Source organism: Deltaproteobacteria bacterium GWC2_55_46 (assembly GCA_001595385.3).
Lineage (GTDB): Bacteria > Desulfobacterota > GWC2-55-46 > GWC2-55-46 > GWC2-55-46 > UBA5799.
Map to the genome: position 1 here is coordinate 1,248,289 of LVEI03000001.1, position 15,346 is coordinate 1,263,634.

The window sequence follows — 15,346 nt, forward strand, 5'->3', positions numbered from 1 at the left end:
CTATTGACACCAGGGTAAACAAATTGACTTAATAAATAGCCTATGCTACTCATCACTAATGCTAACAGGGTACCCTCGCGAGGCGAGAAAGCTTCACATCCCGCTGATCCTCCTCCTGACGTTCCTCCTCTATTCGAACGCGATAAACGCCCCTTTCTATCTGGATGACTATTACAACATAATCAGGAATATGGAGATCAGGGAGCTAAAGAACTTCTGGCCCCCGCTGGGGACGAGATTCCTAAGCTACCTCTCGTTCGCGCTCAACTACCGTGTGAACGGCCTTGATGCCGCCGGATACCATCTGGTTAATATCTCCATACACGCCGCCAACGCCGTTCTCGTATATTTTCTCGTACTCAACTGCTTCAGGACGCCGTTGCTTAAGGCTTCCCAAGGCGTTCAGCCCCCGCTCATCGCGCTCTTCTCAGCTCTTGTTTTTGCCTCTCACCCTGTACAAACCGAGGCCATCACCTACATAACCCAGCGGACCACTTCGCTTGCCGCGCTGTTTTATCTCCTCTCGTTAGTACTGTTCCTGCGCTGGAGGTCGTCAGATAAAGGCATCGTAAGCGCCGGCTATTTTTCGTCGGTCCTTTTCGCCGCCGCGGCCCAGATGACAAAGGAGATAAGTTTCACTCTGCCGTTCCTCATCATCCTCCTTGATACGGTTTTTTTCAGCTCCCGGACAAGGGGCAGGCGGCATCTTCTGCCTTTTATCCTCACGCTTCTCATCATCCCTTTCATGCTCTTCGCGCCAGACCTCAGCGGGGGCTTGAACGAGCGCCTGAGAAGCTCGCAGATAAACGACCTCATGACGCTTTCCAGGCACGATTATCTGGTGACGCAGTTCAAGGTGCTCGTCCATTATCTGAAACTGTTCATCCTTCCCCTGGGGCAGAACCTTGATTACGACTGGCAGCCCTCAAGGTCGTTTTTCGACCCCGGCGTACTCGCCTCTTTCGTTTTCCTGCTGGCTTTTTTCATCTCTGCCCTCTTTATCTTCATCCGTTCCATCAAAAGGGGGAACGGCCCCATGGCCTTCGCCTCTTTCGGTGTCATCTGGTTCTTCGTCACGATATCGATAGAATCGTCCATAATCCCTATCAAGGACGTGATATTCGAGCACAGGCTCTATCTGCCGTCGATAGGCCTTTCCTTCGGCCTTACTACGCTTGTTTTCCATGCCGGAGCCAGGCTCAACGCCGGAAGCTGGCGGACGGCGCTCATCCTGACGCTTGCCGTTGCCGCGCTCGGGGCAGTTACTCTTCTCCGTAACGACCTGTGGGCGGACAATATAAGGCTATGGAAGGACGTAGCCGAAAAGAGCCCGAACAAGGCCAGGGCCCATATAAACCTCGGGCATGCGTACAGGGAAGCCGGGCTGCTTGACGAAGCGCTAAAGGAATACGCGGTCGCCATCAAAATAGAACCGCGAAACCACGTCCTCCTGAACAACATGGGTGTCGCCTATCTCATGCTCGGCCAGCCTGATATGGCGATGCCCCGCATAAAGGGCTCACTTGCGCTTAACCCCGGTTACGAAGACGCCCACAACAGCCTCGGATACGCCTACTTCCTCATGGACAGGAATGACGAGGCGATAGCTGAGTTTAAAAAGGCTTTGAGGCTGAGACCAGGCTTTCCCGAGGCCCAAAGGAACCTCGCGAACGCCTTGAAGAAATCAAAAAATACTTCGGGAAGATGATTTATGGCTAAACAGGTACGCCCCCGCGCTTTGAAGGGTGCGGGCGGAATCGCACTCTTGCGACTCCGCCCAAAGACGGAACTCGCGCTCGGTATTCGACTCCCATGTTTTTCTGTCATTCTGAGGAGCCGTGCGACGAAGAATCTCGCATTTAGACCGGCGTGCCTCCGAAGATTTTTATACCGCCTCTTGAGAGGCGCTTAACCTGCCTGTCCCAGAACTCTATATTCTCGCGGATCACCTGTGCGTCCGCGCGGGTGTAGGTCTTACCGCTTATGGAGAAGGACTGCCCCTTGGCCACGGCCTTGTCGGCATCGAGCCAGGTTGAAAGATGCGTCTCTGCTTCAACGAGCGTTATTCCCGCCATGAAAGCCCCAAAAAAGAAAAAACCCGCAACCGCCGTCCGGACGGTTACGGGCCTTGAAGATACTCCTCCGGTTCATGAGGCCGGGGAAGGTTTAAGTTGTTTTATTTTACCTGAGAATTATGTTACTTCATAGGGACGGATGTCCACAGATGTCCACGAATGTCCAGCAATATTGTCACCCAAATCTTCTGCCACGCCCTTTATCAAAGATTAGAGGGAATATGGATTCAGAATTTCTCGTCTTATCTCAAGAGCAGTCATGACGAATGCGCTGCTCTCTTTTGGAGTCTTCCTTACAGCCATATTTTTGACCTCGTCCACGATTGCTGACACGACCTATCGAGTCTTCGATAACGAGGGAAAGGTTGTTGAGATATGGAAGGAGAAAGATGGGCTGATTGAAATCTATAATCCCAACATGTCCAGAAAGGGCTATATCAGGAAAGAAGGAGACCGACTTGAGCGATACGACCGGAACTGGAATCGTGAGGGGAGCATAAGAGATAAAGAGGTTCCTGTTTTTAAAAAGGAGACTCAACCCTGATTCGGTTTTTACCAAAGCGAGTTTTACAAAGCCATGAATAGTTGCACTGCCTGGAAGTTAAACTTACTGGTAATTATTGCTGCCATTTTGCTATTAGGCTGTGGGGAAGAAAAAACTTGGACTCACGATTGCAGTTTAGTTGCGACTTACGATGAATCAGAGTGGACTTATGAAGAGCGATCTCATAATAAATTTTTTTTTGAAAGTATAAGATGGGTTGAATTTGGTGAAATAAGAAGACCTAATGAAGATTATTGGATAAGCGATAAGTACTATGAATTTAAAAATAAAGGACCAAGAATTAGAACAGGCGTTCTCGGAGGCGCTCACGGCTATAGCATTGATGATATTAATAGAGTACTAAAATTTCTAAATCTTCAACCGGTAACGCATTTGTATATAATATCAAGATCGGGATATGTCACAAAGTATAGTGAGGGTTTTCTTCATATCTCTATTCACGACTGGGATAGACATCCCATGACCGGTGCTCAAATGTCTCAATATGAAAAAGGATGCTCATCTGTCATGCAAATCCATATAGAGCAGTTTGTGAAGAAATGGAGTGAATAGTATGTATGTAAAATTACAATTGTGCATAGAGACTGTTCAGCCGACTGTGTCAACCACTGATGTTGGATATTAAGGATTTGATTTTGCTGAAGTCAATCATAAAGCAGAAAAAGCTCGTCTTAAAAAGATTCCTAGTATTGGGCATTATTATCATATCGTTTGTCCCCTTAAATCTATATGGTGCAGACAAAAAGTCCATAAAAAAGACGTCTCAAACGCCCAAAGCCATTCAGCATATCGAGGGGTCTTTTGATGTCAATACGGAGAAGCTTCCTCCCGATTTTAGAGGTCACAATATAAAAAAGGTGATTGAAAAATGGAGCAAAATTGACAAAGATGAATTTGAAACTACTGCACAATATGAAGAAAAACTTGAAAAAATCGGGATAAATAATGTCCTTGTTTTCAGAGAGGATGCTATCGTTCGTTATGATGCCGATAATCAAAGATTATTGATTAAGGCGCCTTGGGGAAGGATAATAGAGGAGGTCACGAATCTTGGCTCCTATATGGGGCAAAACGCTTTTGGAGTAAAGAAAAAAATCAATCGCATTGATTATGTGTTCTATGCGCTCAAAACAAGGATAGCGTTAGACTTTGATGAGCACTTTGAATGGATAGAAGATAAAAATGATTCCTATCGTTATGAAATTATGAGTATTCTGCCGGAAGAAGGGAAAAGAATAAAAGACGATTTAAAATGGCTGATAATCTGCAAAATAAAACCTGCTGATCTCGAGAGGTATAACTCAACAAATTCTATAACGGGATTATCCAGGAGCCATTATAAAGCCACTATAGATGATCCTCTGGAATCTAAGCGAACTGTCTATTTTTTGAGCGTTGAAGTTAATGAGGTCTGGTTATTCAACTTCAAAACCGGGGAGATTCTCAAAAAGAAAACGATAACGACTAACTGAGAAGTATCCAATAGGTGCATTTCGTTTTATCGTTTATCGTCTATAACAAGCAATCCAAAATTATAAAGTATGCAATTATACACGTGGAATTATAATGGTGAGGAATCCCTGGCGACACTTAAGGTATCACAAATAAGTGCAGCTAAGCTTTATTACTGCTTTACAGGACGAAATGCATGGTGGTCTATATGGGTACAAAAATACTATGAGGGCTGTATGCATTCATCTTTAGAAAGCGCGAAAAAATATGCCGAAAAGAAGCGCGTGCAAGGTACCGTTTTTTACATTGAAGAAATACCAGCCTTGATTTTTGAAGCTGAAAATAATTGTCTTGCTGTCACGCAAATTAATTGCAAAGAACCCATGGCTGAGTATTCCTCGGATGCTATTTCGGAAAAAGTTTCTTTGTCAAAATTTAAAATAAAAAATGCTATGAACAATTATTTGAAGTGTGGAGCATCACTTGAAGGAGTATGTCTGTCCTTTGATTACGATAGCCGCTTCTGGAAACGATTGCAACCATCTGAAAATTCAATAGTTCGTGTCATGTGTAAGAAAGCCAAATCGGATCAATTTGTATCTCTTAAGCCCAAGGAAGCACTTTTTCGTTTCGAGTCGTACTCCGTAGGTAGTAATTATTATCTTGAGTGGCGCAAAAGCGAGAGCCGTTTTTCCCCTGACTCTGTATTATCATTACTGTCTTAGTAGGGTGTCAGCTTCGTATTTTCCTCAATCACCATCAAAACCTCCCTTTCGGGAATCAAATACCCGTCCTTCACCTGGATGACCTCGCGGAATATCCCTTCCTCCCTCCAGCGGTAGATGGTCTTTTTGAAGCGTTTGAAAATCTCGGCCACTTCGGCATAGGACAGGAATAAAAATGGTGGGCAGATAGACTTTTAGAGCAGCCTGCCCTTCCCCCTCTTTTATCTGGTCTTCAACCCCGCCCATAAGTTATAATCTATCGTTAATCTATATACTAAGCACGGCACTATCTATATATGGCCAGAAAAAAGACAAGCAGGGCGGAAGTCCTGCCATTCGAGGTGCCAGCCCCCTCTGACAAAGACGAGCTGGTAATCGAGGGGCTCAGGCAGAACAACCTCAAGAACATCTCGGTCCGCATACCCCACAACGTCATCACCACCATCGTGGGTTTGAGCGGCTCTGGCAAATCCTCGCTCGCCTTCGACACCCTCTTCGCCGAAGGCAGATGGAGGTTCATCGAGTCCCTTTCCACATACACCAGGCTATTCCTCGAACGAATGGACAGGCCCGATGTCGACACCATCAGGAATATCCGCCCGGCCATCGCCGTAGAGCAGAAAAACCCGGTGCGCGGCAGCCGCTCTACCGTCGGCACCACCACCGAACTGAACGACTACCTGCGCCTCCTTTTCAGCCGCGTTGGAAGGCTCCACTGCCCGGAGTGCGGCTCGCCTGTATATAAAAGCGGCCCCGAGCCTGCCGCAGAGAGCATCCTGGCCGGCCGCCCCGGCGAGCCTGTCTATATCGGATTTAACATCAACCTTAACGGAAAACAGCCTGAAGAGGCCGCCGCGGAGCTGCTTGGCAAGGGCTTCATACGGGTAAAGGCCGGCGCCGATATCATAGACATCTCGGAAGGCTTTACAGAACTGCCCCGCTCCTTCGGGGTGGTGACCGACAGGCTCATCGTAAAGGAATCCGAGCGGCAGAGGCTCACCGAGGCGCTTGAAACAGCCTTCAGCGCCGGCAACGGCGCGGCCTGGGCATATACGCCGGGCAAGGGCGAAGAGGCCTTCTCTACAGAGCTTATCTGCCGGGAGTGCGGCACAAGGACAGAGAGGCCCACTTCGATCTCCCTTTCATTCAACCACCCTGTCGGCGCATGCCCGGAATGCAAGGGCTTCGGCAACCTGCTCAAATATGACGAGGCGAAGGTATTGCCAGACAAAACACTCAGCCTCCGCGAAGGTGCGATAGAGCCATGGACAAAGCCCGCCTACAGATGGTGGTATGAAGAGCTTGAAAAACACGCTCACAACTACGGGATAGACCTCAATAAGCCATTCGAGAAGCTATCCGCAAGGGAACGGCGGCTCGTATTCGAGGGCACCTCGGACTTCGAAGGCATAAACGACTTCTTCGACTACCTTGAGAGCAAGAAATACAAGCTCCACATAAAGGTCTTCAGCTCACGCTACAAGGGGCAGGTCGCATGCCCGTCGTGCAAAGGGACGAGGCTTAAAAAGCAGGCGCTCTCCGCGAAGGTCGGCGGCCTCAACATCGCCGAGGCAAGCGCCCTTTCGATAAAAGAGGCCCGCGAGTTCTTCTCAACGATAGAGCTTACAAGCTTTGAAGAGGCCATTTCAGAGGAGGTATTGAAGCAGATACGGGCGAAGCTCGAATTCCTGAGCCACACCGGCCTCGGCTACATAACGCTCGACAGGCTCACCAAGACCCTTTCCGGGGGCGAGGCCCAGAGGGTCACCATAGCGACCCAGCTCGCCTCGTCCCTTTGCGGGGTTCTCTACATACTCGACGAGCCGTCCATCGGCCTCCATCCTGTAGATATAGACATGCTCACCAGCCAGCTTGAGAGGCTTTCATCCATGGGCAACACGGTCGTGACCGTCGAGCACGACCCTGGCATGATAAGGAGGTCGAGCCATGTAATCGAGCTTGGCCCCGGCTCAGGCGAAAAGGGTGGCCACGTGGTATGGGCAGGCCCTACGAAAGAGTTCCTGAAGGGCGCGCGCACCCTTACAGCCGACTACCTTGCCGGGCGGGAAGAGATCCACGTGCCCAGGTGGAGGAGAAAGGGGAGCGGCAGATACATTCAAATCCGGGGCGCCTCCGGGAATAACCTCAAGTCGGCAGACCTCTCGGTCCCCCTTAAGACCATGACCTGCGTAACAGGTGTATCAGGCTCAGGCAAAAGCACCCTCGTTGTCGATACCCTCTACAACGTCCTCGCCTCGCACTTCGGCGAGAAGTCCGAGCCTGCCATGCCCTACTCGTCTGTCCACGGCCTCGACAACTTGAGCGGGGTAAAGCTCATAGACCAGAGCCCAATAGGGAGGACGCCACGTTCAAACCCGCTCACATACATCGGCGGCTTCGACGAGATAAGAAAGCTCTTCTCCGGCCTGTCTTCGGCCAGGGCCATGGGGCTGGCCCCGGGGGACTTCTCATTTAACGTCCCCGGCGGCAGATGCGAATCATGCAAGGGCGAAGGGGTCGAAAAGCTCGAGATGTACTTCCTCCCGGACGTCTACGTGAAATGCGCGGTCTGCGGCGGCAAGAGGTACAAGGGGCACGTCCTCGACGTCAAATACAGGGGCAGGTCGATCTATGACGTCCTTGAGACCACCTTCGAGGACGCCATCCTCCTTTTTCCGAACGAACCCGGCCTCCAGAGGCGTTTCTCGGTCCTTAAATCCGTCGGCCTTGGCTACCTCAAGCTCGGCCAGCCTGCCACGACCCTCTCCGGTGGAGAGGCCCAGAGGCTCAAGATAGCGAGGGAGCTTGTGGAGGAATCATCAGGGGACGTCCTTTACATACTCGATGAGCCCACAACAGGCCTTCACATGGATGACGTCAAAAAGCTCCTCTCGGTGCTTGGCGCCCTGGTCGATTCAGGGAGCACCGTCTTAATGATAGAGCACAACCTCGACTGCATAAAGTCGGCTGACCACGTCATAGACCTGGGCCCCCGGGGCGGCGGCGAAGGCGGAGCCATAGTCGCCAGCGGCACCCCGGAGGAGATATCAAGATCCCCCCGCAGCCTCACCGGAAAATACCTAAAGAAAGTCCTTCACTAAGCCGAAAAAGACCATGGGCCACAGATCCGCCTTTGTCTCCGGCGTGCCATAGCTCACATACACCTTTGCTCATTGCATATACAATGGGACCCGTAACGGAAGGCCCCCGCCAGTCCCAGGCGGCGGAAGAAAAAAGCGGGATTTTCCTTGAAAAATCCTGTATTAGGGTCTTCCAGGGAGGTGAGCCGGGCAGGTATTTTCCTTGACACTGGTATGGCTGGCGGTTAAGATGTACGGCATTCCAGTGTAAAAGGATGATTGATGAAAAAAATCGTTTTTATAGAGCCAAATCCCCCGGATTTTCATATCTTTTCAAAAGTACCGCTGCCCAGGCTCGGCACCGCGATACTCGGATCGAGGCTAAAGCAGGAAGGTTACGAGGTCAAAAGCTATGTGGAGTCCATCTCGGAGCTCGACCTTAAGGATGTCCTGAGCGCTGACGCGGTCGGCATCTCCACCATCACTTCGACCTCATGCCGTTCTTTTGAGATAGCGAAACTTGTAAAGAAGGCCGGCATACCGGTCTTCATGGGCGGCCCCCACGTAACGTTTATGCCTGATGAGGCCCTCCAGTACTGTGATTACGTGGTGCGAGGCGAGGCCGATGACATCATAGTCGACTTTGTAAAGGCCATGGAGACTGGCGAAGGGCTGGATCAGATACCGGGCCTGTCGTACATGAAAGATGGCGTAGCGAAGCACAACTCGACCGCCCCTTTCTGCAAGGACATGGACAAGATCCCGGCCCCGGACTTCAGCATAATAAGCGGTCTCGATACCGCAGGCGCGAAAAAGCTGCCCATAGCGCCGGTCATGACATCAAGAGGATGCCCGTATGACTGCAGCTTCTGCTCCGTTACCGGCATGTTCGGCCAGAAATACAGGTTCAGGAGCAAGGAGCGCGTAATAGAAGAGCTTATGAACCACAGGGAACACGGCGGAAACTGGGTCTTCTTCTACGACGACAACTTCTGCGCCCACAAGAGGAGGACCAAAGAGCTCCTCTCCACCATGATAGAGCAGAAGATCACGCCGGCGTGGACGGCGCAGGTAAGGGTCGAGATCGCGAGGGACCAGGAGCTTCTTGACCTGATGAAACGGTCGAAATGCCATACCGTCTACATAGGGCTTGAATCGATAAACCCCAAGACGCTCGAGATCTACAACAAGAAGCAGTCCCTGGAGGACATAACAAGCTGCATAAGAATACTTAAAAAGAACGGCATCAGGATACACGGCATGTTCGTCTTCGGCTCAGACCATGACACCACCGACACCATAGCCGAGACCGTAAGGTTCGCCAAGAAAAACGACCTGGACTCGGTGCAGTTCCTTATCCTTACGCCCCTTCCGGGGACCAAGTGCTACAGGGACCTCGACAGGGAGGGCAGGATAATCACCAAGGACTGGAGCCTTTATGACGCCCATCACGTGGTCTACGAGCCAAAGCTCATGAGCTACTACGAGCTTCAGTCAGAGACCATGAGGGCCACGAAAGAGTTCTACTCGCCCTGGCAGATAGCCAAGAGGGCGGCCCGCTTCGACCTCTTTAACGTAACTATAAAGGTTTGGGGGCACACCCTCACCAAGCAATGGATAAAGAAGAACCAGTACTTCCTGGACTACACCAGGGCCCTCGGGGAAGCCGGCAAAAAGATCGAGCTTGCCGCCAAGAAGACCGCCGAGGACGTAAAAGAGAAGTTCCAGCAGATAGAGCTCTCCGGCGGTATTCCGCATAAGTACTCCGGGGCCTCGTAGGCATCACAAGCTAAGGAGGAAATGATGAATAGGAAACTCGCGGCTCTGGGTTTATGCGCCTCGCTCCTGGGCACACCCGCGTTCGCTTCCGACGCTGCCACCGGGATACTCATGCCCGAGATGGAGCCGATACAGTCAGCCCTCCTCCAGACAGGAAGCGCGGAGCGCCAGGCTGCGCCCATTAAGGCGAAGGGCGTGGCAGCAGCAAGCGATGGCAGCCCCTTCAGCCCCGTGAAGCTCTCGTCAGCTCCCTCCATATGCGCGGGAGAGGCGAAGGCCCTATTCTATTACTACTCGAATTCGGCGCCGGAGGCCGCCCTGCCTTCATGCTCATCCGACGCCCCGGTTGTCGCCAGCCAGGCGCTGCCCGAGTTCACCATGGCCGACGCCTCGCTTACCGAGGCCGCAGCAGTTGAAGAGCCGGGCATCGCCGACGTGCCGATAGTAGTCAACAAGAGTGTCGAGTCGTTCATAAGGTACTTCCAGACGAGCGGGCGCAAGTACTTTGAGAAGTGGCTCGGCAGGAGCTCGGATTATATGGCCATGCTCCAGACGATACTTCGCGAAAACGGCCTGCCAGAGGACCTCTCATATATCGCCTTTATCGAGAGCGGCCTCAACCCGACCGTCAGGTCGAGGGCCAACGCGGTCGGGATGTGGCAGTTCATAAAGGGCACGGCTCAGAGATACGGCCTCAGGGTCGACTGGTGGATAGACGAGAGGATGGACCCTGAAAAGGCTACATACGCAGCCGCCAAATACTTCAAGAACCTCTACGGCATGTTCGGCTCCTGGTATCTCGCCGCCGCGAGCTACAACGCTGGCGAAGGCAGGGTATCAAGGGCCATAAAGAAGCACGGCACCGAGGACTTCTGGGAGCTTGCCAGCCAACGCAAGCCGCTGCACAGGGAGACCAGGGAATACGTGCCAAAGTACCTTGCCGCCGTGACCATAGCCAGAGACCCTGAGCTCTACGGCTTCACTTCCGTTGAATTAAACGATGGGCTCCGCTATGAGAAGGTAAAGGTCTCGCAAGCGACAGACCTCCGTGTCATAGCCGAAGCGGCTGGCACAAGCGTCGACGAGATAAAGAGGCTCAACCCGGAGCTGCTGCGCTGGTTCACGCCGCCGAACTACCCCGGCTATGAGGTAAAGATACCCGCCGGCAGGGGCGAGATATACAGGTCTAACATGAGCAACGTCCCGCCCGCCAAGAGGATAGCCTTCCTCCAGCACAAGGTGAAGCGCGGAGAGACGCTCAACAAGATAGCGAAACGGTACGGCATCGCGGTAAGCCCGATACTCTATCTCAACAACACCATAGTCTCAAACCCGAAGAAGAAATTGAAACCTGGCATGCTACTCATGATACCCGTGAAGGCCGGAAATTACGCGAGCAGGAAAAAGAGCGTAGCCGTAGCGGAGATAGTCACCAGGATGGAGCTTCAGAGCTGAACATATAACGGGCGCTTCAAAGGGCGGCATCGAAAGATGGCCGCCCTTTTTTATTTCCCCTTTTTTATTTCATCGGCCAGCCAGAGCTTTTCTATTCCCCATTTACAACGGCAGCCCCATAATGATATCTTTAACATTATCAAACTAAAGCAAGGGTGGCTTAATGATATCGGTAGAGTCAGCGCTTGAGACGATCCTCAAGGAAATAAAGCCCCTTGGCCTTGAGAGCGTCAATATAAATTCCGCCCTTGGCCGTGTGCTCGGTGAAGATACTACCGCGGCGCGCGGCAACCCGCCCTGGGACAACTCCGCCATGGACGGATACGCGCTTAAATACGCGGATACAGACGGGGCATCGAATGAAAGCCCTGTGAGCCTCCGGGTGCTCTACGACCTCCCGGCCGGACAGACACCCAAGGGGCCATTGGGCAACGGAGAAGCGGTGCGCATAATGACCGGCGCGCCAGTGCCTCAGGGCGCCGACGCGGTAGTGATGGTCGAGAGGACCGAGGCCGGAGAAGGCTTTGTGCTCGTCAAGGCCGGGGCGAAGCTCGGAGAAAACATCAGGAGAGCTGGCGAGGACTTTAAGGCCGGAGAGGTCGTCATCAGCAAGGGAAGCGTCGTCCGAGCGGCCGAAGTGAGCATGCTCGCCACAGTAGGCGTGCCCTTCGTCTTCGTGCACAAACGGCCCAGGGTGGCGGTCATCTCCACCGGGGACGAGCTCTGCGACATAGACGAGGCGCCTCCTGCCGGGAAGATAACCAACAGCAACGGCTACGCCCTCGCGGCCCTTGTGGCCGCGTGCGGGGCAGAGCCCTTGCAGCTCGGCATAGCCAGGGACAACAAGGAGAGCCTCAAGGAAAAGCTCGCCCTCGCCATGAAAGCGGACTGCATAATATCATCGGGCGGTGTCTCGGTCGGCGATTACGACTTTGTGAAAGACGTCCTGAAGGAGATGGGCTCATCGATGATATTCTGGAAGGTCGCGATGAAGCCAGGCAAGCCCCTGGCCTTCGGCGTAATAGGCGGAAAGCCCGCCTTTGGCCTTCCAGGCAACCCTGTATCCTCGATGGTGGCCTTTGAGCAGTTCGTAAGGCCGGCTCTCCAAAAGATGTCCGGGAGAAAAAATATCTTCCGCCGGGGCTTCAGAGCGAGGCTCACAAAGGATATCCGCATAAAGCCGGGCAGGATGAACTTCATACGCGCCGAGCTGACCGCGGACGATTCGGGCTTCTCCGCGACACCGCTTGACGGACAGGGCTCCGGCATGATCTCTACCATGGTAAGGGCCAACTCGTTCATCATAGTCCCACCGGGGTCCGAGGGCTTCAAGGCGGGAGAGACGGTAAAGGCCCAGCCATTCGATGAGACCGTTTTTCTGAGCCCCACCCCGGCCTATTGACATCCGTCATATCTGATGAGGGCCATTTATCATATTGTTTTGTTCAGGCTGCTCTAAAAACCATATGCGAGGCCCCAATTAAACGGGGAGCGAGGAATGAAGGCGTACCTGGAGTGTACGCCGCTTCTGCCGCTTCTGAAGCCAACGAAGCAGATGGACTTATTTCATGCCTGTTAAGGCTAAAATCCCACATACGGAGATGGAAATGTTCAAGACCGTTGAATGGAAGAACAATTCAGTCGTCATGATAGACCAGCGGCTTCTGCCTGAAAAGGAGGTCTACAGGAGGTACAAGTCCTATCAGGAGGTCGCGAGGGCGATAAAGGATATGGTGGTAAGGGGCGCTCCGGCCATCGGGGTGGCCGCGGCGATGGGAGTAGCCCTCGGGGCCTTGAAGATAAAGGCCCGCGACATGAAGGGTTTCAAAAAAGAATTCGGCCGTATAGCAGCCACGATCGCCTCTACCAGGCCGACCGCCGTGAACCTCTTCTGGGCAATAGAGCGGATGCAGGGTATAGCGGATTCCGGCGAGGCCCTCGGGGTCGCCGGGCTCAAGAAGAAGCTCGTTGACGAGGCGCTTAGGATCCACAAGGAAGACATAGAGATAAACCGCTTTATCGGCAAACACGGCGGCAAGCTCCTTAAAAGCGGCTCTACCGTACTTACACACTGTAACGCCGGGGCTCTTGCGACCGCTGGCTACGGCACGGCCCTCGGCGTCATAAGGGGCGCCATCGAGCAGAAAAAGAAGATACGGGTCTACGCCGATGAGACGAGGCCGTTTCTCCAGGGGGCGCGGCTCACCGCGTGGGAGCTTCAGAAGGACAAGATAGACGTAACGCTCATAACCGACAGTATGGCCGGGTATATGATGAAAAAGGGGCTCATCGACGCCGTAGTCGTGGGGGCGGACAGGATCGCGGCTAACGGCGACGTCGCCAACAAGATCGGGACCTACTCGGTGGCAGTCCTCGCCAGAGAGCACGGCATACCCTTCTATGTGGCAGCGCCGCTTTCTACCATCGACCTCAAGATAAAGCACGGGGACTTCATCCCCATCGAGGAGAGGGATATAACTGAAGTCACCCACATGAAAGGCAGGAGGATAGCCCCCAAGGGGATAAAGGTCAAGAACCCGGCCTTTGACGTGACCCCCTCAAGGCTTGTGGCCGGGATAGTCACCGAGAAAGGCGTGGTGAGGGCCCCTTACGGCAAGGGGCTCAAGGCGCTTTTCAAAAAATAAGAAAAGAGGGCTGATGTCTTTCATAGATTTCGCTATAGTAGTCGGCATAGTCGTCGCCATGATAATCGTCTACAAGTACGCAGACAGGTGGGTTAAAAAGATGGACCCGGCCACGGTCAAGAAATTGAACTGGGCCGGGTTCATAATCGGGGTCGTAGGCGGCATACTCTGGTATTTGTTCGCCATCGGCATCTTCATGATCATAACCCTTGTCGGCGTAGTCGTCTACTTCATCTTCTACGGTTACGACAAGGTGGAAGAGGAGCAAAAAGACGACAGGACATAGCCTCTTCTTGACGCCCCCCAATGCTGGTATATACTTTTCTGTATACGCTTAAAAAAAACAGCAATCTCAAAAGGGGGGCGTAAAATGAGGAACAGCAAGTTTTTCCAGTTGGCTCTCGCCTTTGGTCTAGCTATGGCTGTGGCGGCTCCTTCCGCCTACGCAGCCGGAGAAAAAGCCGCAAAGACATCTGACATAAGCAAGTTCAAGGAACAGATACAGAAGGATACCAACCTCTCCCAGTCCGATATCAATGCCATAGAGCCGCAGCTGAGCGAGTTCGCCCAGCGCAACGCCGACCCTGACAAGGTCTCCGCGCTTGCCAAGACGGCTGTGGACAGCAACTGCACCGGCTCGTGCCTGAGGGACGTCCTCCTAAGCATGAACAACGCCATGTCAAAGGGTCTTTCCGACAACGACGCGCAGGACATGGTATCGCAGGCGCTCCGCGACCAGGTCCAGGCCCGCGGCGGCCAGATATCAGACCCGGCAGAGCTCGGCAGCCAGGTCCGCGCAAGCGTTGAAGCCCAGCTCGCGAGCAGGCCCGGGGCACAGGCTCCCGGAACCACCGGCGGCATGTCAGGGACTGAAAGCGAGAGCACCCGCGGCATGTCACCCGGCGGGACAACAGGCGGCGGATACTAAAGGCAAAGCCCGATTGCTACTTTGCCCCGCTTTTTATGGCGGGGCTTTATTTTTTTGTTCTGAAGGGCTTAAGTTGTCATTGTGAGGAGCGTAATGCGCGACGAAGAATCTCGTAACTTCTGGACACCACTACCCGCGGATTCTTCGCTACGCTCGGAATGACAATAAAAAGTTTTCAGCAGCCTGGAATCAGGCGAGGAGTTTCTCAAGCTCAGGGATGGCCTGGCGCATATTGGGCACGAGCGTGCCGTTGCCGCAAAGCCCCTTTATCTCATCTATCGAATACCAGCCAAACGTCGGGATCTTCTCCGGCTCCATCACCCTCGGCTCGCCGGAGATCATTTCGCAATAATACATCCTTACCAAAAACAAGCCCTCAGGGGAATGGGTCCTGTACTCGCCGAAGAGTCCTGTAACGCGGACCTCTATCCCAAGCTCCTCCCTTATCTCACGCATGACAGATTCCTCCCACCCCTCATCCACGTCTTTCTTGCCCCCGGGAGGCTCGACCCTCAGTCCATGCTTCACGTTATGGACAAGGAGTAGCTTCTTGTCCCTTATGATCATCCCTGCTGACATCTCGCGCATGAAAGCCATTATGCTTTCACCGGCATGACAAAAACAAGATTATTGTTGCCTGCT

The 15,346-nt window shown here is 52.9% G+C and carries 13 protein-coding genes; 11 read left to right on the plus strand and 2 right to left on the minus strand.

The genetic code is table 11. The features are described from left to right. Positions 1-58 precede the first annotated feature (58 nt). A complete protein-coding gene (locus tag A2V21_305935) occupies positions 59-1,708 on the plus strand; it encodes a hypothetical protein (GenBank protein OIJ73845.1) in 1,650 nt (549 codons plus the stop codon). A 151-nt stretch (positions 1,709-1,859) separates the two neighbouring features. Here the strand turns inward: A2V21_305935 and A2V21_305940 are convergent, their stop codons facing one another. Beyond that, a complete protein-coding gene (locus A2V21_305940; GenBank protein ID OIJ73846.1) occupies positions 1,860-2,075 on the minus strand; it encodes a hypothetical protein in 216 nt (71 codons plus the stop codon). 259 nt (positions 2,076-2,334) lie between these two features. Between A2V21_305940 and A2V21_305945 the strand changes: the two genes are divergently transcribed. The 10 genes from A2V21_305945 (at position 2,335) to A2V21_305990 (ending at position 14,704) form a co-directional block, all read left to right on the plus strand. Then, the gene (locus A2V21_305945; GenBank protein ID OIJ73847.1) at positions 2,335-2,619 is read left to right on the plus strand and encodes a hypothetical protein; all 285 of its coding nucleotides are present in this window, start codon (positions 2,335-2,337) and stop codon (positions 2,617-2,619) included. A gap of 632 nt (positions 2,620-3,251) precedes the next feature. Continuing rightward, positions 3,252-4,112: a hypothetical protein gene (locus A2V21_305950; protein OIJ73848.1), complete on the plus strand. Its 861-nt coding sequence runs from the start codon at positions 3,252-3,254 to the stop codon at positions 4,110-4,112. A gap of 216 nt (positions 4,113-4,328) precedes the next feature. Further along, positions 4,329-4,817 (plus strand): hypothetical protein, encoded by a 489-nt coding sequence (locus A2V21_305955; protein ID OIJ73849.1) that lies wholly within the window; start codon positions 4,329-4,331, stop codon positions 4,815-4,817. 341 nt (positions 4,818-5,158) lie between these two features. After that, positions 5,159-7,918, plus strand: coding sequence for an excinuclease ABC subunit A (locus A2V21_305960; GenBank protein OIJ75072.1), 2,760 nt, complete (start codon positions 5,159-5,161; stop codon positions 7,916-7,918). A 261-nt stretch (positions 7,919-8,179) separates the two neighbouring features. Beyond that, positions 8,180-9,676: a hypothetical protein gene (locus A2V21_305965; GenBank protein OIJ73850.1), complete on the plus strand. Its 1,497-nt coding sequence runs from the start codon at positions 8,180-8,182 to the stop codon at positions 9,674-9,676. Positions 9,677-9,700: 24 nt separating this feature from the next. Continuing rightward, positions 9,701-11,131 (plus strand): hypothetical protein, encoded by a 1,431-nt coding sequence (locus A2V21_305970; GenBank protein OIJ73851.1) that lies wholly within the window; start codon positions 9,701-9,703, stop codon positions 11,129-11,131. Between the two features lie 163 nt (positions 11,132-11,294). Further along, positions 11,295-12,533 carry a hypothetical protein gene (locus A2V21_305975; protein ID OIJ73852.1) on the plus strand — a complete coding sequence of 413 codons (1,239 nt, stop codon included), beginning with the start codon at positions 11,295-11,297 and terminating at the stop codon, positions 12,531-12,533. Between the two features lie 205 nt (positions 12,534-12,738). Next, positions 12,739-13,776 (plus strand): S-methyl-5-thioribose-1-phosphate isomerase, encoded by a 1,038-nt coding sequence (locus tag A2V21_305980; GenBank protein ID OIJ73853.1) that lies wholly within the window; start codon positions 12,739-12,741, stop codon positions 13,774-13,776. A 13-nt stretch (positions 13,777-13,789) separates the two neighbouring features. Beyond that, on the plus strand, positions 13,790-14,062 hold the full coding sequence (locus A2V21_305985) for a hypothetical protein (protein OIJ73854.1): 273 nt from the start codon (positions 13,790-13,792) through the stop codon (positions 14,060-14,062). An 84-nt stretch (positions 14,063-14,146) separates the two neighbouring features. After that, positions 14,147-14,704 carry a hypothetical protein gene (locus A2V21_305990; GenBank protein ID OIJ73855.1) on the plus strand — a complete coding sequence of 186 codons (558 nt, stop codon included), beginning with the start codon at positions 14,147-14,149 and terminating at the stop codon, positions 14,702-14,704. Between the two features lie 189 nt (positions 14,705-14,893). Here the strand turns inward: A2V21_305990 and A2V21_305995 are convergent, their stop codons facing one another. Continuing rightward, a complete protein-coding gene (locus A2V21_305995) occupies positions 14,894-15,301 on the minus strand; it encodes a hypothetical protein (protein OIJ73856.1) in 408 nt (135 codons plus the stop codon). Between the last annotated feature and the right edge of the window lie 45 nt (positions 15,302-15,346).